This is a genomic window from Agrobacterium sp. K11, assembly GCF_059429395.1.
Window position 1 is genome coordinate 163254 of the sequence record NZ_JCAHRB010000001.1, and the last position, 22516, is coordinate 185769.

The 22516-nt window shown below is 57.8% G+C and carries 18 protein-coding genes; 6 read left to right on the plus strand and 12 right to left on the minus strand.

Annotation, left to right across the window (positions count from 1 at the left end):
* Nucleotides 1-16 precede the first annotated feature (16 nt).
* Nucleotides 17-1240: a lytic murein transglycosylase gene (locus tag AC5SEO_RS00705; protein ID WP_003511460.1), complete on the minus strand. Its 1224-nt coding sequence runs from the start codon at nt 1238-1240 to the stop codon at nt 17-19.
* A 195-nt stretch (nt 1241-1435) separates the two neighbouring features.
* Here AC5SEO_RS00705 and galU point away from each other — a divergent pair, with 195 nt between their 5' ends.
* Nucleotides 1436-2323 (plus strand): UTP--glucose-1-phosphate uridylyltransferase GalU, encoded by an 888-nt coding sequence (gene galU / locus AC5SEO_RS00710; RefSeq protein WP_003511458.1) that lies wholly within the window; start codon nt 1436-1438, stop codon nt 2321-2323.
* 59 nt (nt 2324-2382) lie between these two features.
* Here galU and uppP read toward each other — a convergent pair whose 3' ends face one another.
* On the minus strand, nt 2383-3861 hold the full coding sequence (uppP, locus tag AC5SEO_RS00715; protein WP_111795502.1) for a polysaccharide biosynthesis protein UppP: 1479 nt from the start codon (nt 3859-3861) through the stop codon (nt 2383-2385).
* A 404-nt stretch (nt 3862-4265) separates the two neighbouring features.
* Here uppP and AC5SEO_RS00720 point away from each other — a divergent pair, with 404 nt between their 5' ends.
* Entirely contained in the window at nt 4266-4631 is a 366-nt protein-coding gene (locus AC5SEO_RS00720; protein ID WP_013761857.1) for a PAS domain-containing protein, read from the plus strand.
* 60 nt (nt 4632-4691) lie between these two features.
* On the plus strand, nt 4692-5687 hold the full coding sequence (locus AC5SEO_RS00725; RefSeq protein WP_013761856.1) for a KpsF/GutQ family sugar-phosphate isomerase: 996 nt from the start codon (nt 4692-4694) through the stop codon (nt 5685-5687).
* 3 nt (nt 5688-5690) lie between these two features.
* On the opposite strand, the gene AC5SEO_RS00730 is transcribed toward AC5SEO_RS00725, so the two are convergent.
* The 6 genes from AC5SEO_RS00730 to AC5SEO_RS00755 all read right to left on the minus strand — a co-directional run bounded on the left by AC5SEO_RS00730 (nt 5691) and on the right by AC5SEO_RS00755 (nt 12778).
* Entirely contained in the window at nt 5691-6158 is a 468-nt protein-coding gene (locus AC5SEO_RS00730) for an NfeD family protein (protein ID WP_013761855.1), read from the minus strand.
* Between the two features lie 2 nt (nt 6159-6160).
* Nucleotides 6161-7210, minus strand: a complete 1050-nt coding sequence (locus AC5SEO_RS00735) for an SPFH domain-containing protein (protein WP_013761854.1) — start codon at nt 7208-7210, stop codon at nt 6161-6163.
* 60 nt (nt 7211-7270) lie between these two features.
* The gene (gene hemH, locus AC5SEO_RS00740; protein WP_013761853.1) at nt 7271-8305 is read right to left on the minus strand and encodes a ferrochelatase; all 1035 of its coding nucleotides are present in this window, start codon (nt 8303-8305) and stop codon (nt 7271-7273) included.
* Between the two features lie 355 nt (nt 8306-8660).
* Nucleotides 8661-10592: a 5'-nucleotidase C-terminal domain-containing protein gene (locus tag AC5SEO_RS00745; RefSeq protein ID WP_013761852.1), complete on the minus strand. Its 1932-nt coding sequence runs from the start codon at nt 10590-10592 to the stop codon at nt 8661-8663.
* A gap of 217 nt (nt 10593-10809) precedes the next feature.
* Nucleotides 10810-11184, minus strand: a complete 375-nt coding sequence (gene omp10, locus AC5SEO_RS00750; protein WP_003511448.1) for an outer membrane lipoprotein Omp10 — start codon at nt 11182-11184, stop codon at nt 10810-10812.
* 148 nt (nt 11185-11332) lie between these two features.
* Nucleotides 11333-12778 carry a homospermidine synthase gene (locus AC5SEO_RS00755; RefSeq protein ID WP_076845435.1) on the minus strand — a complete coding sequence of 482 codons (1446 nt, stop codon included), beginning with the start codon at nt 12776-12778 and terminating at the stop codon, nt 11333-11335.
* A 323-nt stretch (nt 12779-13101) separates the two neighbouring features.
* On the opposite strand from AC5SEO_RS00755, the gene AC5SEO_RS00760 reads away from it, so the two are divergent.
* Nucleotides 13102-14010 carry a sensor domain-containing diguanylate cyclase gene (locus AC5SEO_RS00760; RefSeq protein ID WP_003511446.1) on the plus strand — a complete coding sequence of 303 codons (909 nt, stop codon included), beginning with the start codon at nt 13102-13104 and terminating at the stop codon, nt 14008-14010.
* Here the strand turns inward: AC5SEO_RS00760 and AC5SEO_RS00765 are convergent.
* A complete protein-coding gene (locus tag AC5SEO_RS00765) occupies nt 14007-14642 on the minus strand; it encodes an aminotransferase class IV family protein (protein ID WP_013761850.1) in 636 nt (211 codons plus the stop codon). The genes AC5SEO_RS00760 and AC5SEO_RS00765 overlap by 4 nt on opposite strands.
* Before the next feature lie 42 nt (nt 14643-14684).
* Nucleotides 14685-16535 carry a M3 family oligoendopeptidase gene (locus AC5SEO_RS00770; protein ID WP_013761849.1) on the minus strand — a complete coding sequence of 617 codons (1851 nt, stop codon included), beginning with the start codon at nt 16533-16535 and terminating at the stop codon, nt 14685-14687.
* Between the two features lie 169 nt (nt 16536-16704).
* On the opposite strand from AC5SEO_RS00770, the gene AC5SEO_RS00775 reads away from it, so the two are divergent.
* Nucleotides 16705-18249, plus strand: coding sequence for a sigma-54-dependent transcriptional regulator (locus AC5SEO_RS00775; protein WP_013761848.1), 1545 nt, complete (start codon nt 16705-16707; stop codon nt 18247-18249).
* A 176-nt stretch (nt 18250-18425) separates the two neighbouring features.
* Nucleotides 18426-20333 (plus strand): peptidoglycan L,D-endopeptidase MepK, encoded by a 1908-nt coding sequence (locus AC5SEO_RS00780; RefSeq protein WP_003511441.1) that lies wholly within the window; start codon nt 18426-18428, stop codon nt 20331-20333.
* 85 nt (nt 20334-20418) lie between these two features.
* On the opposite strand, the gene pyk is transcribed toward AC5SEO_RS00780, so the two are convergent.
* Together pyk and AC5SEO_RS00790 are read right to left on the minus strand one after the other, a co-directional pair.
* Nucleotides 20419-21858 carry a pyruvate kinase gene (gene pyk / locus AC5SEO_RS00785; protein WP_003511440.1) on the minus strand — a complete coding sequence of 480 codons (1440 nt, stop codon included), beginning with the start codon at nt 21856-21858 and terminating at the stop codon, nt 20419-20421.
* Nucleotides 21858-22262, minus strand: a complete 405-nt coding sequence (locus AC5SEO_RS00790; protein ID WP_370647635.1) for a DUF1036 domain-containing protein — start codon at nt 22260-22262, stop codon at nt 21858-21860. Before AC5SEO_RS00790 ends, pyk begins: the two co-directional genes overlap by 1 nt.
* Between the last annotated feature and the right edge of the window lie 254 nt (nt 22263-22516).

Sequence of the window (22516 nt, forward strand, 5' to 3'; positions counted from 1 at the left end):
ATTCACCGGCATATTATCAATTCCGCAGTGCTCTCAGCAATCGCTGCGACGGCTGACCGTCGGTTTCCAGACCCATGCGCGACTGGATGGCGCTGATCGCCGCCTTCGAGCCGGAGCCGAAATTGCCATCGACTTCGCCATCGTAATAGCCAAGTTCTTTCATGCGGGTCTGGAGTTCGAATTTTTCACGAATATCCAGCGTGCCGTCCGGACGCGGCCATTTCTGCTGCATGCCGCCATAACCGGCGATCTCGTCAGCAAGCAGGCCAACGGCCAGCGCATAGCTGTCGGATGCGTTGTATTTCTTGATGGTGAAGAAGTTTTTCATCATCAGGAAACCTGGACCATTTGCCCCACCCTGCAGTTTCAGCATGGCGCGATCGGAGCCGCGGGTGAAATTCTTGCCGTTCGGGCGGGCAAAGCCAAGCTTGGTCCATTCCGCAATAGACTTCGTCTGCCCCTCATAACGGGCGCCGCCACGCGGCACGGCTGTTTCGTAACCCCAGGTCCGGCCGGGTTCCCAGCCGTTCTTGGCGAGTAGATTGGCGGCCGTCGCCAGCGCGTCCGGAACCGAGTGCCAGATGTCGCGCTTACCGTTGCCGTCCGCATCGACAGCATAGAGCAGGTAGCTGGTCGGAATGAATTGGGTATGGCCCATCGCCCCCGCCCAGGAACCCGTCAGCTGCTTGGGCGTGACATCGCCTGCCTGCAGGATTTTGAGTGCGGCGATCAATTGCGTGCGCGCGAACTTGGCGCGTTTGGGGTCGGAATAGGCGAGCGTGGCCAGTGCCTGCGGAATATTGTGCAGGCGCTCCGGCTTTTCGAGAACCGCGCCGTAATTCGATTCCATCGACCAGATGGCGAGAATGATATGTTTGTCGACGTTGAAGTTACGCTCGATCCAGTTGAGCGTCGTCGCGTGCTTCATCTTCATCTCGCGGCCGATGCGCACCGTATAGGGGTTGACGCGGGAATCGAGATAATCCCAGATCTGGGTGGTGAATTCCGGCTGGAAGGTCGCCTTGCGCAGCGCATCCGGATCCGGCTCGCTGACACCAGCAAAGGCTTTCTGGTAGGTCGCCTTGCTAATGCCTTCTTTCGCGGCTGTTGCGTAGAACTGGTTGATCCACTGCTTGAACCCAGCATCGGCCCGGGCCGAGACGGGGGCCAGCGAGATCGCCAGACCTGCAACCATCATGCAGCCGAATTTGCGGACATTTGAAAGGATCATCTTTGTCATCGTCAGTCTTTCGTTCTCTCGAATATCATTTCGATTGCGAAAACGCATCGGGCGTCGTCATGCATAACAAAAGAATGTCAACAAATTCTTTACCATTAATAGATGGTAGCGTCACCCTTTACAAAACGTTGTTATTTTTGAAATAACAACACTGTGCGGGGATTGTGATCAAGTTTTATCTCTCAGGAGGGATATGTGGTAGAACATAAGAAAATTCGGAAGGCCGTATTTCCGGTCGCAGGTCTGGGTACGCGTTTCCTGCCCGCAACCAAGGCGGTTCCGAAAGAAATGCTCACTGTCGTTGACAAGCCGGTCATTCAATACGTCGTCGACGAGGCGGCGGAAGCGGGAATCGAGCATTTTGTATTTGTCACCGGCCGTGGCAAGGCGGTGATTGAAGATTATTTTGATATTCAATTTGAACTCGAACAAATGCTGCGCGAGCGCAACAAGAATGCCGAGCTTACATTGCTGGCCGGCCTTCTGCCCAAGGCGGGCACGGCAAGCTTCACGCGTCAGCAGGTGCCGCTTGGTCTTGGCCATGCGGTCTGGTGTGCGCGTGATATCGTCGGCGACGAGCCTTTCGCCGTGCTGCTGCCTGATATGATCATGCATTCACAGAAAAGCTGCCTCAAGGGCATGGTCGAACTTTATGACCAGACCGCCGGCAACGTCATCGCGGTGCAGGAATGCGCTCCCGATCAGACGCATAAATACGGCATCGTCGGCGTGGGTAACGCCGTGGGCGAGGGTTTCAAGATCACTGAAATGGTCGAGAAGCCTGCCAAGGGTACGGCACCTTCGAATTTCTACATCAACGGTCGCTACATCCTTCAGCCTGAGATTTTCGACATTCTGGAAAATCAGGAACGGGGCGCCGGCAACGAAATCCAGCTGACGGACGGCATGTTGACGCTTGCCAAGTCCCAGGAATTCGCTGGCTATCATTTCCGCGGGCAGACGTTCGATTGCGGCGCCAAGGATGGTTTCATTCTTGCCAACGTTGCTTTCGCGCTCGAACGCGCTGACATCCGCCCCGCAATCGAGGAGCCGATCAAGGCTCTTATCGACGGACTGAAGTAATTTACCAACTGGACAACGGGATCCCGGCCTTCGCGCCGGGATTTCTGTTTGGGGCGACGCTATCGTTTCAGGACAAGCCCCGCGCCGACGCGCAGTTCGTTGCTGTCATAAATTGGCGTCCACTGATAACTAACGTCCGCCGTCAGATCGAGATAGCGGTTCAGCCCCCAGGTCAAGCCAGCGCCTGCGGTGTATTCCACGGCATCCTCGATATCGGAGGAGGGAAATGTCCGGTGCACGATCTGCCCGGTCAGCCGCGCGACCAGATTGCTGCGCAATTCATGGGTCAGCCCGGCATCCAGCCGATAGGAAATCCAGCCGCCCTGTGGTCCGCCGGCGAAATCCTCTATCGTCGTGCGCAGGCCAAGATTGACGTTGGTGCCGCGCTGCGGCGACCAGTTCAGTTCGCCGTCCAGTGTCAGCGCGCCGATGGAAGCGATGCGGTCGTCGTCATATTGTTTGCGTAGATAGCCGATGGCGGCCTCGCCGCGGGTCTTCTCGCCAAGATCGACCTCGGCTCCAATTTTGGCGCCGTAGGAATTCGAGGATCGTGCGTAACCGGTATTGTCCAGGCGCCTGTCATATTTGGTCGTTCCCGCGTTCAATTCGAGGAACGGGATCAGGGCCGGTGACAATTCGTAGCCGATGCGGCCGCGCAGGTTCGCGCCGTTTTGGTCGCGATCGCTAAGACTGATCGGCTGGCCGTTTATGCCCTTTGCATCCGTGTAGACCGTACGCGACAGATCGAGCGCCGCCAGCCCGCGCAGCTTGCCGAAATCCCGTTGGATCGATGCGCCGGTCGTGAAACGGTGTTCTCCGCCCTGAACGGCAGCGCCGGTCAAAGCGTTGGGGTCCGTGGTGCCTTCACGACTGAATTCGTAACCCGCCTTGAGATTAGCCGTCGTTTCTTCGCCGAGATCGAGGCGCAGATCGGCTTCTATCCGCGCCCTCGGCTCTTCACCATTCTTGCTGCCGAAATTTTTCTCCCAGGCGCCATCGCCTGTTACAGTCAGCGCATGGCGGGACCAGTCGCTGGTTAGCGTGCCGCGAATACCTGTCGTCAGGTAGTTACGTCTGGAAGGGCCGCCGGTGTTCGTCTGCTTTTCCGTATTGATCGTTTGGCTGATCGAAGGCCGCAGCAGGAATGTACCGAGCCGGATGCCGGGGGTTTGTCCGGGTTCGGTGGCTCTTTGCGGGTTTTCACCGCCGTCTACCGTTGGCTCATATGGGTTTTCCGCGTCGGCATAAGGCTGGCCCGCTTCTTCCTGCTGTTCGGAAATGGGGTCGCCCGGATTATTCGAGGGGCGCCATAGTTGCTGTGGCGGTGCTGCTCGCACCGTGCTTGCCTCGTTTTCAGTTGTCGTTGTGGGGTTCTCTGTCGGCGTTGAATCGCCGGATGGAACTGCGACCGGCAGCCGCGTGGCCGCTGTTTGCGCGAAAACAGTCCCCGGGGTGTAGAGAAGCGTACAGGCAAGCAGCAGCAGGGTTGCTGCTTTCCGCGACGTCGGCAGACGTGTGGCGGTGCCCTTCACAATCATTCCTCTTCACCCGGCGCATTTGGCCGATGTCGGATCGAAAGTTCGTCTCAGCATTTCCTGAAGCCGAATGAGCGGCAGACAGATGAAGTGGACGACCAAGAGACCAGACACGCGACGCAAGTTTTAATATCGCTTTAACAATAGGATTTTTATGGTTAACAGTTGATAAAGACCTCCCGGATTTCACCACATCTGTGGCTGCGGCAAAGCTGGGGGGCTTCCTCGTTCGATCTGGCCGCTTCGGCACCGCGACTGAAGAAAATTTGCCGAGATGCCCAATATTTCGAATATGATCAGATTTAAACGTTTCATTTTGATACGGAATCGCCCTATGATTGGGTGGAACTCGTCCGTTTTATTTTAGCAATCCAATTGATTTTTATTTTGTGTCACAGCGTCGTTTCATGAATCCCGTTTTGAACGTCAAGCAGGTCGGTTTTTATTGCTGGGATATTACCAATGACCGATTCTATCTAGACGAAGTCTGCGCTGAACTCTTGGGCATTCCTTTGCGGCAGGCGATGCAGGGCATCAGCATTTTCCAGATGCTCGAAAAAGTGGATATCGGCCATCGCAATCATGTGATCGAAACGGCGCTCACGACGCTCAAGGCCGCCAGCTTTTACCATCAGGAATATGCCGTGCGCCGTGATGACGGCTCTATCTCGTGGATAAGGACAGTCGGGCGATATCTGGTCGATGAAGAGAACATCCCTTTCAAGCGGATGGGAACGATGGAGGAGATTTCTCCGCCGAACCTGCGCCACTAAAGAGCGGCGATTTTCGGCTGTAGAGTGGACTTATTCCGGTTGAAATAGTAACAGTCGGCCATGATTACGAGAGCCGTCAAACTGGTTGAAGACAATGCGATTGAATCCGCCGTGCGGACGATTTCGATGGAGAGGGCTGGCCTTGCCGCTCTTGAAGAGGCCCTCAGGAACGGGCTTTCCGAACCTTTCTGCAAGGCGATCGAGACGATCGGCCAGTCTAATGGCCGCCTCATCATCACCGGTGTTGGTAAAAGCGGCCACATAGGCGCCAAGCTCGCGGCCACCTTCGCCTCCACGGGAACGCCTGCGTTTTTCGTGCATGCGGCAGAGGCCAACCACGGCGATCTGGGCATGATCGGCGGCGATGATGTGGTGCTGGCGATCTCCAAAGGCGGTGAAAGTTCAGAGCTGCGTAGCATCATCAACTATTCGCGCCGTTTCTCCATCCCGCTGATTGCACTTACCTGTTCGGAGAGTGCATCGCTGGCGAAGGCAGCCGATATCGTGCTTCTGGTTCCCAATGAACAGGAAGCCTGCCCGCTCGGACTTGCGCCTACCACCTCAACATTGATGCAGCTGGCACTTGGCGATGCCCTTGCCGTTGCGCTTCTGGAAGCACGCAATTTCACTGCCGGTGATTTCAAGGTGTTTCACCCCGGCGGCAAACTGGGCGCGGGCCTTACGCTGGTCAGCGATATCATGCATACCGGCGACCGGGTGCCGCTAGTCGGCAAGGGAACTTCCATGCCGGAAGCAGTCAGTGTTCTTTCCCGCAAGCATTTCGGCTGCGTCGGTATTCTCGACGAGGATGGCCGTCTGTGTGGCATCGTCACCGAGGGCGATATGGCGCGCAACCTGTCGCGCAACCTCGCGGAATTGACGGTGGACGACATCATGACCCGTACTCCGAAAACGGTCAAAAAATCGGTGCTGGCGACCAGCGCTCTCGCGACGCTGGAAAAATTCCATATCGGTGCGCTGATCGTCGTTGATGACGATAACCGACCAATAGGGCTGGTGCATTTCCACGATCTGTTGAGAATCGGTGTAGCCTGATCGCTATGGGCGGTCGAGCGGCTCTATCGTCAGGGTCCGGCCACGCGCAGCTGCGATCCTGACACGTGTTCCGGCTGGCATGTCCTCACCGTTAACGGACCACCAGGTATCGTCCAGCCTTATGCGGCCGCGTCCTTCGACAACCGGCTCCTGCAGGGTTGCTGTGCGGCCAACAAGGCTGGCTTCCCGTTGATTGAGGAAGGGTTCGTCGCTTGCCTCACGGTTTTTGCCGAAATATTTCCGGCCAAGCAGGGCGAAGGCGATGGAGAGGGCGGCAAACAGCACCAGTTGCAATTGCCACGCCCAGAATGCAGCATCCCAGAACAGCAGGGAGAGCGCGCCGATCACCAGCGCGGCAATGCCAATCCAGATCAGAAACACGCCCGGAGCGACCAGCTCGGCAGCCAGCAGAATGAAGCCGGCAATCCACCAGCTCCATGGTCCCAGTTCCGTGGCAAGCCGTTGCAGCATCGTCACTTCTCCGATGAAGAGCCGAAGGGATTACCGGGAATTGTCACGTTGATGGCCTGGGCCGAAGGCCGCGACGGCGGCACCGAGCGGGAAGATGCGGGGACGGCAGGCGCCGTTGGTGCATCGCCCTTGTCGCCGAAAACGTCACGGGCGATTGCCCCTATGCCGCCGAGCGAGCCGATCAATGCAGAAGCCTCCATCGGCATCAACACGATTTTCGAGTTTTTGGCGGTGCCGATACTGGAGAGCGCTTCGGTATATTTCTGGGCAACGAAGTAATTGATCGCGTGGACATTGCCGGCAGCGATGGCTTCCGACACCATGCGGGTGGCGTTGGCTTCGGCCTCGGCCAGACGCTCGCGGGCCTCGGCATCGCGGAACGCCGCTTCGCGCTGGCCTTCCGCCTCGAGAATGGCAGATTGTTTTGCGCCCTCTGCGCGCAGAATCTGAGCATTGCGGGCGCCCTCGGCCTCCAGCACCTGCGCGCGTTTTTCACGCTCCGCCTTCATCTGCCTTGCCATGGAATCGACGAGATCTTTCGGCGGCGCGATATCTTTGATCTCGATGCGCGTAACCTTGATACCCCATGGTCCCACCGCCTCGTCAACCACGCGCAGCAGGCGATCGTTGATGGCATCACGGTTCGACAATAACTCATCGAGATCCATCGAGCCCATTACCGAGCGGATGTTGGTCATGGTGAGGTTTTCAATAGCCATTTCCAGATTGGTGATCTGGTAAGCGGCCTGCGCGGCATTGAGGACCTGATAGAAAGTGACGGCATCAGCCGAGACACTGGCATTATCGCGGGTGATAACTTCCTGTGTCGGTATATGCAGAACCTGCTCCATCACATTCATCTTCGAACCGATGCTTTCGAAGAACGGCACGATGAGGTTGAGGCCCGGCTCGAGTGTGCGGGTGTAGCGCCCGAACCGTTCAACCGTGTAGCGATGTCCCTGCGGTACGGTCTTGATGCCGGCAAAGAGCACCAGAATAACCAAAACAACCGCCGCTATGACGACGATATCGAAACCGCCCAATGCAATCATCACTTTTTCCTCCAGCACCACAACCTTTTGGGATCTTACACCCGCATCGTTATGGCAAGATTACACCCAACCTTGCAACTCTTGTCGTACAACCTTTTCGAGAACTGTCATACCCTCGACGCTGTCGTTGAGACACGGGATGTGGGTGAATTTCTCGCCGCCATTATGCAGGAAGATTTCTCCGGCCTCACCGGCAATTTCCTCCAGCGTTTCAAGACAATCCGATACGAAACCGGGATTCATGACGGCGATGCGTTTGATGCCCTCGGATGCCAGCTTTTCCATGGTCTTGTCGGTATAGGGCTGCAGCCATTCTTCCGGCCCGAAACGCGACTGGAAGGTGATCATGAAGTTCTTCTCGGTCCGTCCCAGCGCTTCCTTCAGCAGACGGGCGGTCTTCTGGCAGTGGCAATAATAGGGATCGCCCTTCCTGAAGTAGGATTGCGGAATGCCGTGGAAGGAGGTGATCAGCATCTCCGGTTCCCAGTCCAGCGTTGCCAGATGGTTTTTGACGGAGGCGGCAAGCCCCTCGATATAGGCAGGATCGTCATGATAGGGCGGAACGGTGCGGATGGCGGGCTGCCAGCGCAGCTTCATCAGATGTTCGAAAGCCTTGTCGTTCACCGTCGCCGTGGTCGATGCGGCATATTGCGGATAGAGCGGGAATAGCAGGATTTTCTCGCATCCCTGCTCCTTCAGCGCGTCGATTTTCGAGGCGATGGAAGGCTGGCCGTAGCGCATGGCCCAGTCAACGACGACATTGGGCAAATCCTTCAGCGCCTGTGCCATTAGTTCGCCCTGGCTGCGGGTATAGGTGCGCAGATAGCTTTCGTTGCGATCGCGGTTCCAGATTGCCTCATAGGCCTTGCCGACCTTCTGCGGGCGCTTGTTGAGGACGATGCCGTACAGGATCGGATACCAGTAGAGGCGCGACCATTCGATGACGCGTTTGTCGCTCAGAAATTCCGCCAGATAACGGCGCATCGGCCAATAGTCCGTACCATCCGGCGTGCCAAGATTGACAAGCAGAACGCCGACCTTGCCAAATCTTACGCGGGGATGGTCTACGGGAAGTGCGGATAATTCTGTCGTCATGAATGACACCCTGAACTCGTACTGGTTGCGTGAGAACGTTTCCGTTTGGGATAAAGGGCGGAAACGCTCCATTTTTTGTTTTTATACATGGCCGGACGCAAACCGTGACGCGGTTTTGCCGGAAATGCTCAAGCTATATGCTCGTGCCGTCAATTTGTTCACGTGTTCTAGACGAAATTTGTAAGGATTGAACCACCTGCGGAGGTGATTTCCGAGGTGCGGTAACGAACGCATTGTCTTTTGATAAAACGCAGCCTGTAATGATCTGTTTTTAAAGGGAAAATAAGAAGCCGGCCTCATGGTGCGAGGCCGGCTTCCCGTCTGCGGCAAATTGCCCTGTCTGTGTGTTCGCGGCTTATTGAGCCGGAACCTCCAGTTCCTCGCCGATCTCGATATGGTTCGGATGCTTCAGCGTGTTTGCCTTGGCAATCCTGGTCCAAAGGGCACCGTCGCCATACTTCTCCGCCGCGATCTTCCAGAGCGAATCGCCCTTTGCGACGACATATTTGCTGGCGGCAGCCGCGGCCGCTGCCGGCGTGGTGGTGGCAGGCGCAGTCGCAGCAGGTGCTGCGGGAGCCGGGGCTGGTGTGGCGGCCGGAGCGGTTGCAGTTGCCGCCGGTGCTGTTGCGGCAGGCGCTGATGCAGCGGGCTTTGCCGGAGCCACATAACCGGCAGGCGTCACTTCGGTGATGCGGCCGTCCGTGAAGGGCTTATAGGGGCTGTTGGCCGTAATATAGGCAGCTACAGCCTCTTCGAGGTTGGGGCCGAAGTCATAGGCGTTGATCGCCTTGGTCGCGAATACCTTGAAGCCATCGCCGCCGGTGCGAACGTAATTATTCGCCGCAACAGTGTAGGTCTTTGCCGGGTCGAGAGGCACGAAAGCGTCGCCCTCCTTGACCTCGACCGCAGTAACGCGGCTGCCGGCTGGCTTGGAGCGGTCGAAGGAATATTTCATGCCTGAAACCTGCATGAAACGACCCGCGCCATCGTCGATCTGGCTGACGCCGTTTTCGAGGGCAGCGCGAATATCCTCGCCCTTCAGCTGGAAAGTCGCGACCGTGTTCTGGAACGGCAGAACCGTCAGGACTTCGCCCATCGAGACATCGCCGCTATCGATGGAGGAGCGCAGGCCACCGCTATTTGCGAAAGCGATGGTGACGCCCTGATCCTTGACGCGGGCAAGGGTCGCATCCGCTACCAGATTACCCATGGAGCATTCTTTGACGCGGCAAACCTTGCGGTCACCTTCGATCGGGCCTTCCGAAGTGCCGACGACCTTCGATTTCAGCGCCTCGATCGGAGCTTTCAGTTCATCGATACGCTTGAGCGTTGCTTCGTCGGGTTTGAAGGATGAATCGATCAGGATCGGATCGCCCTTGCTTTCCTTGACCACGCCGCTGTCATCGAAGACGACGCGCAGGTCACCCAGATATTTGCTGTATTGCCCTGCCTGAACGACCGGAACCTTGTAGCCGCCGGGATTGTCGACGAGTGTCGGATAAGGCCCTTCGGCCTTCTGGTCGGTGTTGGAGAGCAACGTATGCGAGTGGCCGCCGACAACGACGTCCACATCCGGGATTTTCGCGATAAATTCGAGGTCGCGTGGATATCCGACATGGGTCAGGGCAATGATCTTGTTGACACCCTCGCCTTTCAGCTTCTGCACCTGTTCGCTGATTTTCGCGACATCTTCCGCAATGGTGATGTTGGGGCCGGGGGTCGCAAGTTCCGCCGTGTCGTTGGCGACAGCGCCGACAATGCCGATTTTCTGGCCGCCGACTTCAAGGACGATGGACGGCTTGACGCGATCGCCGATTTTCGAGGCGGCGCTGGCAACCACATTGGCGGTCACGACCGGAAACTGAACCTTGTCGAGGAAGCCCGCAAGCCCGTCTTCGCTATCGTCGAATTCATGGTTGCCGACGGTCATGGCGTCGAACTTCATGGCGTTCAGCACTTCGGCTTCAACGGTACCCTTGTAGGTGGTGTAGAACAGAGAGCCTTGAAAATTGTCGCCGGCATTGAGCAGGAGAACGTTCTTGCCTTGAGCCTTGAGCGCGTCCCTTGTCTGGTTGATTGCGGTCAAGAGGCGCGCGGCGCCGCCAAAGCATTCGTTTTTGCCTTCCTCTTCCGCCGAGCAGGTCGAGTCGAATTTATTGATCGATTCGATACGGGAGTGAAAATCGTTAATGTGAAGAATGTTGAGTTCGTAGTCGGCCAGAGCCGCTCCGGCTGAAAGCGTTATCGCGGAAACGCTCAGCATACTCAGTCTCAAAATTTTCTTCATGGTCCCTCTCTCCTGTTCAAAGCGGAAGCCCTGGCCGGTCGATCATCATCAGGCCGTGCTCATTCTCTAGTCTGAAAGTATGTCAGTCTTTCAAAGCGCGATGTTTCCATTTAGCGGCAGCTGCCGCAAGCGGAAATTGTGACAGTGGCGCAATAAAGCAAAACGCACGCTTGAGGCGTGCGTTTTAAAAGCTCATGCCATTGAAAAGTCTGTGTTATCAGCCCTGACGCGTTAGCGAGAACTGGCTGTTGCTGTCCGTCGTGCAGTTCAGTTGTGACGGGGAGACGAGCGCGCAGTTGACGCGCGATTGCGTGTTGCGCACCAACGACGTCATGTTGATTTCATAGAGCGTCGGCGAAATCGTGACATAGGTGCCTGATGCCAGAAGCGTGTTGGTATCGGTCGAACGGGTGGAGAAAGCACCGTTCTGGAATGTCGATACGATGCCGTTGCGGTCGATCCAGCGGCCATCCACGGCCGGGCCGCGGGCAAGCGAGGGTGCCATCGACGTCTGCTGGGAGGGACCCGGCGCAACGCATGAAGACACCGCGATTGCGGCACAAAGCAAAGCAGCGCTTGTCTTGAAGTTCATGAGCCTGTTCTCCTGCGATTCGATGAAACCCTGATGTTTCGACCATGCCGTGAAGCGTTATTTATTTCAAGGCAACGTTGTTTGCTCTCCCGGGTTCCTGACATCCGTCATGAAAACACCTGCGTGACAAATATGAGACGCCATGTCCTCAGCGCACGAGGATGTTGCGGAACTGCCAGGGATCCGAGGTGTCGATATTGTCTGGAAACAGTCCCGGGCGACCGTCGAGCGGCGTCCAGTCCGTGTAATGTCCTTCGACCGGTCCAAGATAGGGACGCTGCACCTCAAGGCAACGGCGATAATCCATTTCATCCGCCTCGACGATGCCGGCCTGCGGATTTTCAAGCGCCCAAACCATTCCGGCCAGTACCGCGGAGCTGACCTGCAATCCGGTCGCGTTCTGGCTGGGGGCGAGCGCCCGTGCCTCCTGCAAGGTTAGCCGCGAGCCATACCAATAGGCATTTTTGTCATGGCCGTAGAGAAGAACACCCAGCTCGTCGGCACCATCGACAAGCTCGTCTTCGCCAAGCACATGCTGGATCGGCTGCGGCGTGCCGCCATTACCGAAAAGTTCGTGCAGGGAAAGGACGGCGTCGTTGCAGGGGTGGTAGGCATAGTGACAGGTGGGCCGGTAGATCAGATCGCCTTCGTCATTGCGGACGGTGAAATAGTCGGAAATCGAGATCGCCTCGTTGTGGGTGACCAGAAATCCATATTGCGGCCCTTGTCCGGGACACCATGTCCGTACCCGCGTATTGGCGCCGGGCTGATCGAGATAGATCGCTGCCTTGCTGCCCTTTTTTTGTTTTTTCGCGTTTTTCGGCATCCAGTTTTCATGCGTTCCCCAGCCGAGTTCGGCGGGCTGAAAACCTTCGGCGATAAAACCCTCGACGGACCAGGTGTTCCAGAATGCGCCGAAGGGCTTGGGATTTTTTGCCCGCTGCGTATCGCGCTCTGCCACATGCACGCCCTTGACGCCGAGCTGCTGCATGAGCTTTGCCCATGCCTGCTGGTCATGCGGTCGCGGCTCTTCGATGTCGAGACCGCTATCCTTGGCGAGATTGACCAGCGCCTGTTTTACGAACCAGGACACCATGCCGGGATTTGCACCGCAGGTGGAAACGGCCGTTGTGCCGCCCGGTTTCCGAGCCTTTTCTTTCAGCATGGTCTCGCGCAGCGAATAATTGGTACGGGAGGCATTGTCGGCGTCTGCATCGAAGTAAAAGCCGGGCCACGGCTCCACTACGGTGTCGATGTAGAGCATGCCATGTTTGCGGCAGAGCCTCATCAGATCGACGGATGCGGCATCGACCGAAAGATTGACGCAGAAGCCCTGACCCTGAACCCCTTTAAGGAGTGGCTTGAGCACCTCCTTGTAGTTTTCTTTGGTCAGATGCGTACGGATATGGCGAATGTTTCTCTCGGCCAGATACGCTGCGATATCCTCGCGCGGGTCGATGACGACGAGCCTGGTCTTGTCGAAGTTGAAATGACGTTCGATCAACGGAAGAGTGCCGCGCCCGATGGAGCCGAAGCCGATCATGATGATGGGGCCGTCAATATCGCCGTAAATCGGATGGTTTGCGTCCGTCATTCGTCATTTTTCCTTTTTAAGCCAATAAGTAAGCTAGATCATAAAAGCGTGCCACAATAAAGGGCAGGTGCATGACGGACATATGACGGTAGCGCAAGCCCGGGATGCGAAAGTTGTGACGGGTTGGTGTGTGGTGATCCCGTTCTGCGCGGTTGCGATCCGGCGAGATTGAAGTCGAGACCTTCCGACCGCATTCTTCCCCTTCGCATTTTAGAGACTACGTTTATAATCAAGTTCTTCTTTTCGTGTATATGCCCTAGGGCTTGGGGGCTTTTGCAAGATGACGAAAAGGGGGCTTTTCGTCATCACAGGAGTGTTGCCTGTTGAATAGTCTTATTGAGCGTGTCGCAGCGCTTCAGAGCGCCACCCCCGTTCTTATTGCACTTTACGATTCCGAAGACCGGTTGCGGCATGCCAACCCGTCGTTTCGGCAGAGCTTTCAGCTTGCCGACGATGATTTTTCGACCTGGGCGGAAATCATGCGCTTGAACCACCGTCTGCGAACCGGCGTGGTCGTCAGAAACAGCGATTTCGAGGGCTGGCTTTTGTCGGCGCAGTCCCGGCGCGGCAAGCTGCCGTATCGTGCCTTCGAGATGGACATGTATGACGGCCGCTGGTTCTGGATGACGGAGACGGTGCAGCAGGATGGCTGGATGCTGTGTGTCGCAAGCGATGTCACCGAATTGCGCCAGGGCTACAGAACCCTGCGGCAGGACCGGGATCTGGCGGTGCGCGCCTCGCAGACCGACGAATTGACGGGAACGGCGAACCGGCGTTTTGTTTTCGCCAAACTCGCGCTGCAGGTGGAGCGGGTCGGCAAGGGGCTTGAAGCGCCCTTTTGCCTTTGCACGCTCGACATCGACTTTTTCAAGCACATCAACGATCGTTTTGGCCACAAATGCGGCGATGCGGTGCTGCGCGATTTTGTCGGGATCGCCCATTCCGTCGTCCGGCGGGTGGATTGTTTTGGCAGGATCGGCGGTGAGGAATTCATGCTCATCCTGCCGCGCAGTTCGGTTGTTGAGAGCCGGGAGATCGTCGAGCGGCTACTGCAAAAGGTGCGTCTTTCCAGACCTCTGGCCGAGTTTCCGGATTTTTCCTATAGCTGTTCCGCTGGAATGACGACCTATCGGATGGCAGAAAGTGCCGACGATGTTTTCATGCGCGCCGATCAAGCGCTTTACGCTGCCAAGGAAAAGGGCCGCGACCGGCTTTTGGCGGTGACGGTCTAGACCAGCTCCGCCGCAATCAGCCCATGCAGCGAATTTCCCACGAACAGCCGTCGACCGGCAATATCCTCCGGCTTCAATGCCTGCCCGCGTGCCTTGCGCTGGCGGATGAGATCGGCACGCAGAACGCCCGGCAGAATACCGCTGTCGAGCGGCGGCGTCAGCAATTGCCCGTCCGGCATTTCGACGAAGATGCTGGTCGATGATCCCTCGCACAACTCGCCGCGCTCGTTGAGCAGCAGAACCTCGTCTGCATCCCCGGCTGAAAATTCGGCGCGGGCGGCATCATAGGGTTCCCGGCGCGATGATTTGTGGCGATAGAAGGTGTCGGTGGAATCAAGCCTGGTTTGCGTCGCGATGCGGATCCGCCAGACGGTTCCCTCCTGCAACGGCCGAAACTCGGCCGTTTCGATATCGAGCTCACCCTTGTAGTTCATGACCAGCTTCACGCAGAGCGGACTTTCGCCGCCCACCTTCTTCTCCAGTACCTGAACCGCGTTGGCCGGTGCTCGGAAACCGAGCGCATCGGCTGAGCGCAATAGCCGGCGCATATGCTGGTCAATGCGCTGAAAGCCCGATTGCGGCTCCCAGCGCAGCGTTTCTCTCAAGGTCAGATCGGCGGGTTTGCGTTTCATTGCCTTTGCTCGTCGCCTGTCATCGGTATTTTTCGGAGGCAATCAGGCCTGTTTGCTGTCAAGCGCTTCCAGTTCGTCGATCAGCCCTTCGATCACGGCAAGACCCTTGTCCCAGAAGGAAGGGTCTGTCGCGTCGAGGCCGAATGGTTTCAGAAGTTCCGAATGGTGCTTGGTGCCGCCTGCTTTCAAAAGCTCGAAATATTTCTCCTGAAAGCCGGTCTCGGCCTTCTGGTAAACGGCATACAGCGAGTTCACCAGGCAATCACCGAAGGCATAGGCATAAACATAGAAGGGAGAGTGGATGAAATGGGGGATGTAGGTCCACCAGGTCTCATACCCTTCGGAAATCTTGATCGCCGGGCCGAGGCTCTCGGCCTGAATGGAAAGCCACAATTCACCGATCTGTTCGGAGGTCAACTCACCCTGCTTGCGGGCGGTGTGCAGCTTGCGTTCGAATTCATAAAACGCGATCTGTCGCACGACCGTGTTGATCATGTCCTCGACCTTGCGGGCGAGCATGGCCTTGCGTTCCCTGACGTCCTTCGTGTCGTCAAGCAATTTGCGGAAGGTCAGCATTTCTCCGAAAACGGAGGCAGTTTCGGCAAGCGTCAGCGGCGTCGCGCACATCAGCGCGCCTTGATCGCCGGCCAGCACCTGGTGCACGCCGTGGCCAAGCTCATGGGCAAGCGTCATCACGTCGCGCGGTTTGCCGAGATAGTTGACGAGGACATAAGGATGGGCCGAAGGCACGGTCGGATGCGCGAAGGCGCCCGGCGCCTTGCCGGGCCGGGCGGGGGCGTCGATCCATTGCTCATCGAAGAAACGGCGGGCGATATCGGCCATCTCCGGCGCAAAATCGCCATAGGCGGACAGCACGGTGTCCTTCGCCTCATCCCAGGGAATGATAGTATTCGATGTATCGGGAAGCGGCGCGTTGCGGTCCCAGTAGTTCATCTGTTCCATGCCGAGCCATTTCGCCTTCATGGCGTAATAACGATGCGAAAGGCGCGGATAGGCGTTTTTCACGGCGGCAGCCAGAGCGTCTACGACCTCGCGCTCCACACGGTTTGCCAGATGGCGGCTGTCGGCGATGTCTTCGAACTTGCGCCAGCGGTCGGAAATATCCTTGTCCTTGGCCAGTGTGTTGGTGATGAGGGTGAAGACCCGCAGATTATTGGTGAAGGTGGTGCTGAGCGCCTGTGCTGCCTTCTTGCGAGTTTCCGGCTCCGGCTCCTGAAGCATATTGAGCGTTACTTCCAGCGAAAGGCTTGCGCCGTCTATATCGAAGCGCAGGTCGGCCATCGTCTCGTCGAACAGGCGGTTGAAGGCGCTGGCACTCGTCATCGATTTTTCGAGGAATAGCTGTTCGAGCTGGTCATCGAGCTGGTGCGGCTTGTCCTTGCGCAAATCCACCAGCCACGGCCTGTAGTGCCCAGCTAAGGCATCGTTTGCCATGCAGGCATCCATTACGGCGTCGTCGATGCGGTTCAGTTCAAGCGTAAAGAACAGCAGATGGGCGGAAATATCCGTCAGTTTCGCCTGGGCGTCGCCGTAAAGCTTGCCGTTTGCCGGGTTGGAGGTATCTGAAAAATACGTCAGCCCCGCAAAGGAACCGATGCGGCCGATAAGATCGTCCAGCGCTTCATATTCCTTGAGAGCAGCGCCGATGCCGTTGGCGCCCGTCGCCTTTGCGGCGTCTTCAAGCTTGCCCTTCCATTTATCCTCGAAAGCCGCCGCCAGCGTCGCCGCCTTCTCAATGTCGCCCTTGTATTCCGGCGAATCGCCCGAGGGATAGAGATCCGAGAGTTTCCAGCCGGGCAGGTCGCCAAGGGCAGGGCCGGAGGTTTCGGCAAGCGAAAATACGGGGTGCGGTGTTGGGCGATTGAGGGTCATCGAACGCGTCCTTGTCGTTATGCCTGCGCAGCATATGGGGCCTTTGTTTCCCGCAGCAATGGATAAAATGCAAGCAAATCTCAAAACTGGATGTTCAAATCTCCCGTGCCAGAGTGCACCACAAGGGACCGCATGACGCAGGTCCATAAACCGGAAACCGGAGCCAAAAATGACCGCGCATGTTCTCGTGATAGACGATGATCCCGTCCAGCGCCGCCTGCTCAAAAATGCGGTGGAACGTTATGGGCATCTGGCCTTGCTTGCAGAAAACGGCAGGGCGGGGCTGGAGCTGCTCAAGCAATATAGCGGCGAGATCAATGTTGTCGTCCTCGACCTGATGATGCCGGAAATGGATGGCCTTGCCTTCCTCAAAGCCGTTGGCGAACTCGGCACCGACGTCCCGGTCATCGTCCAGACGGGGCAGGGCGGCATCGATACCGTCGTGCAGGCCATGCGCGCCGGCGCCTTCGATTTCGTCGTCAAGCCGGTCTCGCCGGAACGGATCGGCGCCGCCATCTCCAATGCCCTCAAGCTCGACAGGAGAGAGGCAAAGGCCCGCACGGGCAGGCGCGGACGGAGCAATGCCGTGAATTTTACTGATATCGTTTCCGCAAGCCCGGCCATGCTGAGGGTGATAGAACTGGCGCAGCGCGCCGCCCAGTCCAGCATTCCCGTGGTACTGGAAGGCGAATCCGGCGTCGGCAAGGAAATGGTCGCCCGTGCAATCCAGTCGGCTGGCGACAGGGCGAACAAACCATTCATCACCGTCAATTGCGGCGCTATCCCGCACAATCTGGTGGAGAGTATTCTTTTCGGTCACGAGAAGGGCGCTTTTACCGGTGCCACGGAAAAACACGTTGGCAAGTTCATGGAAGCGGATGGCGGAACGCTGTTCCTCGATGAAATCGGTGATCTGCCGCTCGACGTGCAGGTAAAGCTACTGCGGGCAGTTCAGCAGGGCGAAATCGAAACTGTCGGTTCCGCGCGTGTGCAGAAGGTGAATGTCCGCCTGATTTCCGCCACCAACAAGAATCTCATCGAAGAGGTGAAGGAAGGCCGCTTCCGCGAGGACCTGTATTATCGCCTCAACGTCTTTCCTATCACCATTCCGGCGTTGCGCCGGCGCAAGGAGGATATTCCCCATCTAGCACGGGTGTTCGCGGAGCGTTTTTCGGTGGAACAGAAATTGCCAAATCCCGTCGGCCTCGATGCTAGCGCGCTGGCACTGCTAACGGCCTATGACTGGCCGGGCAATATCCGCCAGCTTGAAAATGCGGTCTTCCGCGCCGTCGTGCTGTCGCAGGGCGAGGAACTGGCGGATTCCGATTTTCCGCAAATCGCGCTGCAATTGCCGGAATTCGCAGGTAGGGACGATGCGGGTGAGTCGATCCGGTCGCCGTCTGGATCGTCGCTGAAACTCGCCGCCTATTCTCCGCCGCCGCCGGCCGCCGAAAGTCACGCCATTCTGGATGAGGCGTCAGATATTTCCACCACAATATATCGGGGAGGAAACCTGATCTCCAGCATGGACGACTCAGGCAATATCAGGAAGCTGGCCGAGATCGAAGAGGAGCTTATCCGTTTTGCCCTTCGTTTTTATCGCGGGCAGATGAGTCAGGTCGCAAGGAAACTTGGTATCGGCCGCTCGACGCTTTATCGCAAGCTGAAGGACTATGGCATTGATCCGGACGATCCGTTGCGGGATGCGGCCTGATTGCACAAACCGCCTATTCGACGGCAGATAGCAAGATTCGTTAACTTCTGAGCAAGGATATCCGCTTACCGTCTATAAACCTCTTGTTAGTGGCTGATTCACTATATAGAGGAAGGTTGCATCTGTGTGGCAATTTTGCCATCGTGTCACCGTATTTGACGTTCATTTGAGGCAATGTGACAGAAATTGTCTTCCAGGCGGGGATCGAATTGCCATATCTGCATCGAAATATCGCGCTGTCGACCAAGATCGCGCGCGGCTTGATCAAGGATATATGCACGAAGCTGTCGGCACGCGCTGTCACCTTTGCCTGCTTGATGCTCGCCGCAATGCCATTCGCAGGTGTCTCGGCGACGGAAGCTTTCGCCGAAACGCGCAGTCTCAAACTGTATTATATCCATACACGCGAGAAGGCGGTCATAACCTTCAAGCGCAACGGAAAATACGACCAGAAGGGTCTGCAGGAGCTGAACCGCTTTTTGCGTGACTGGCGTCGTAACCAACCGACGCGGATGGATCCGCGTCTTTTCGATCTTGTGTGGGAAGTCTACCGCCGCAGTGGCGCGACCGATTACATCAACGTTGTTTCGGCCTTCCGTTCGCCTGAGACTAACGGCCTCCTGCGCACGCGCACCAAGGGCGTGGCGGAAAAAAGCCAGCATATGCTCGGCAAGGCCATGGATTTTTACATTCCGGGCGTGAAGCTTTCCACACTGCGCGAAATCGGCATGCAGATGCAGATTGGCGGCGTAGGTTTCTACCCGACCTCGGGTTCTCCCTTCGTGCACATGGATGTCGGCGGCGTTCGTGCCTGGCCGCGCATGAGCCGTCAGGAACTCGTGCGTATCTTCCCCAAGGGCAATACGCTGCACGTTCCTTCCGATGGCAATCCGCTTCCCGGTTATGAACAGGCCTTGGCTGACTACAAGAAGCGCGTCAATTCTTCTTCCATTCAGGTTGCTTCCAGCGCCGGTGCCGGCCCTGCGTCCTCCGGTGGTGGCGGCAAGCGCAAGACTCTGTTGCAGGCGCTCTTTGGCGGAGGCGACGAGGATGAAGATCCCGATAGCATCGCTACGCCGCAGCCCGCAGAACGTCCGGCTGTCGCTCGCCCTGCAACGCCACCGCCTGCTGCACCTGAGCCAGAACCGACGATCGCCGTTGCTTCCGCCCAACCGCTTCCCGGTGTGAGCACTGCGCCGCTGCCCATTGCACGTCCAGCTTTCGGCAACCAGCCTCCGGCCAATACGGGCCTTGCCACCGCGCTTTATTCTCCTGCCCGTAATGCGGCGCAGGATGCCCTCCAGGCTGCGACAACACCGACGCCGACCTCTGCTCCGGCCGAGCGTCAGCAGTTTGCCGATCTGGCTGAGGTATCCGTGCCTGTGCCGACGCTTCTTGGGCCGCGTGGCATGCGTGGCGACGCTGAAGGATCGATCCTGACGGCATCCGCAGATGGTGCGACACCCGCAGCGACGGGCGAACTTGCGTCTATTCCGGTGCCGGCCAATCGTCCGGCTGTGGCGGAAGCCCTGCTGGCACAGGCCAATGCTGATCCGGAAGGCGACGAAGATCTCGCCGAAGAGCGGAAAGATACGCTTTCGCCGACTGTGGTTGCTGCTCTGGAACAGAGCGGTCAGGCTGCCCGTTCGCAGATCAATTCCGCTACCGTGCCGACAGCCGCGCCGTTCCCGGCTGCCGTCAACCACAAGGTTACAGTCGCTCCCGCCGAAACGGCGAAGGCTGAGCCAGAGGCAGGTTTCGGTGACGCCTTTGATCTGAAACCCTCCATCAATGGTGGGCTGACGGCCGGCTTGCCGACCAAGGGCTCACGCCCGAGCAGGCAGGATGCCGCCGTTTCCCATCAGGCCATGGTCGGCGGTGGTCGTCTGACGCAGGATCTGATCTCGGACTGGGCGCTCAACCAGAACAAGGGCTCGACCGGCCGTTCGGTGAAGGCGCCGCGCGTCGTCGCCAACCGTATGCTCAGCCACGACATGTCGGCTTCCGCCACATCGGCAAGCTTCAAGCCCGGTGCAGCGGCGATCGAGTCCAGCCGTTTCAGCACGCCGGTGAAGATGCACTGAGCCCCGCTTTCTGCAATGCGGCCGAAAGGCCAACAAAAAACCCGCCGGTGACGGCGGGTTTTTTATTGTGCTTGATATCGCGATATCAGACGCCGCTCTGGCCGTCCGAACCGATATAGGCGATGCGCACCATGTTGGTCGCGCCGGGGGTGCCGAGCGGCACGCCGGCGGAGATGATGATGCGGTCGCCCGGCTTGCCGAAACCTTCGGACACGACGATGCGACAAGCGCGGTTCACCATATCGTCCAGATCGCTGGCGTCACCGGTAACCACGCAATGCAGGCCCCAGACGACCGACAGACGGCGTGCGGTCTGGATGATCGGCGAAAGCGCAATGATCGGAACCTGCGGCCGCTCGCGCGCGGCGCGCAGACCCGTTGTGCCGGACGAGGTGTAGGTGACGATCGCCGCGAGCTTCAGCGTTTCGGCAATCTGGCGGGCAGCAAGCGAAATGGCGTCTGCACCCGTCGCTTCCGGCTGTGGGCGCTGCGCGTAGATGATGTTGGAATAATAGGGGTCCTGTTCCACCGTGCTGGCGATGGATGCCATGGTCGATACGGCTTCGATCGGATAATCGCCGGAAGCGGACTCGGCCGAGAGCATGATAGCGTCGGCGCCTTCGAATACGGCAGTCGCAACGTCCGAAACTTCCGCACGGGTCGGAACCGGAGCTGTGATCATCGATTCCAGCATCTGTGTGGCAACGACAACCGGCTTGCCGGCACGACGGCAGGCGCGGGTCAGCTGTTTCTGGATACCCGGAACGGCTTCCAGCGGCATTTCCACGCCGAGATCGCCGCGTGCGACCATCAATGCGTCGGAAAGCTCGATGATTTCTTCGATGCGCTCAATAGCCTGGGGCTTCTCGATCTTGGACATCAGGCCAACGCGACCGCGCGAAATCTTGCGCACTTCGGCCAGGTCTTCCGGGCGCTGAACGAAGGAAAGGGCAACCCAGTCCACTTCGTTGGTTGCGAGAACGGCGTCGAGGTCGACGCGGTCCTTGTCGGTCAGAACGCCGACGCCGAGCAAGGTGTCGGGCAGGCTAATGCCCTTGCGGTCGGAAATCCGGGTGCCCGAAACAACAGTGGTGACGATGCTCTTGCCGTCGCTCTTCTCAGCGCGCAGATGCAGCTTGCCGTCATCGATCAGCAGGCGGTGGCCAGGCTTGACCGCTTCGAGAATTTCAGGATGCGGCAGGAAAACGCGGGTGTTGTCGCCGGGCGTATCGTTATTGTCCAGCGTAAACGTCTGGCCGGGAACGAGATCAACCTTGGTTTCGGCAAATTTACCGACGCGCAGCTTGGGACCCTGCAAGTCGGCCAGAATGCCGATGGGACGGCCGTTACGGCTTTCGACGGAGCGAATACGCTCAATCAGCGTCCGCATCACGTCGTGGCTCGCATGGCTCATGTTGATGCGGAAGAGATCGGCGCCGGCCAGATGCAGCTTTTCGATCATTGCCTCGTCGGAAGAGGCGGGGCCGAGAGTTGCAAGAATTTTGACTTTGCGGTTACGCTTCATCAGTTTTGATTTCCCTGTGTGCCTGGCGTATCGGAAAGCTGGACCATCCAGCTGCCCTGTCTGCCCGTGTCATATTCCTTGAAACCCATTCTCTGGAAGCTGCGGGCATAACAATCGTCTACGCCGGCGATTTTGAACTCGTTTTCCGCCACGCACATGTTGACGTCACCGGTCCAGCGGCCGCCGTGAGCGGCGTCCTCGGCATAAAGATAATAATAACGCGACTGCAACTCACCCTCTATCAGCGTTGCGCAGGTGGAGGAGGGGACCTGCCACCAACCTTCACTGACCCAGCCGTCCTGCGCCCGGTAGCCGATTGCGACCCCCACGAGGTTTTGCGTGCTGTTGCAGACGCGGAAATCCGCATGCGCGGCCTCCACGAAGACAAACGGGGTCAGAAACAATGCCGCTGCGGAGAAAAGACGGGCAAGATGCCGAAAGTGGCGAGGAAGAGCGAGAGATGACTGAGTCACGGCTTCCATCCGGATTCCATGGTTATAATGAACACACTTCTTGGCGTGGCCGCCAAAGAAAGTCAACGCGAGTTTAATCGATTATATTGTTCGTGGGATCGTGAGTGCGATAAGGTAGATGGCTGTTCTGTCGCCGAAACTTGCGCCCGGCCTCAAGCCATGCCATCAAGCTTTTCTCCTCAATC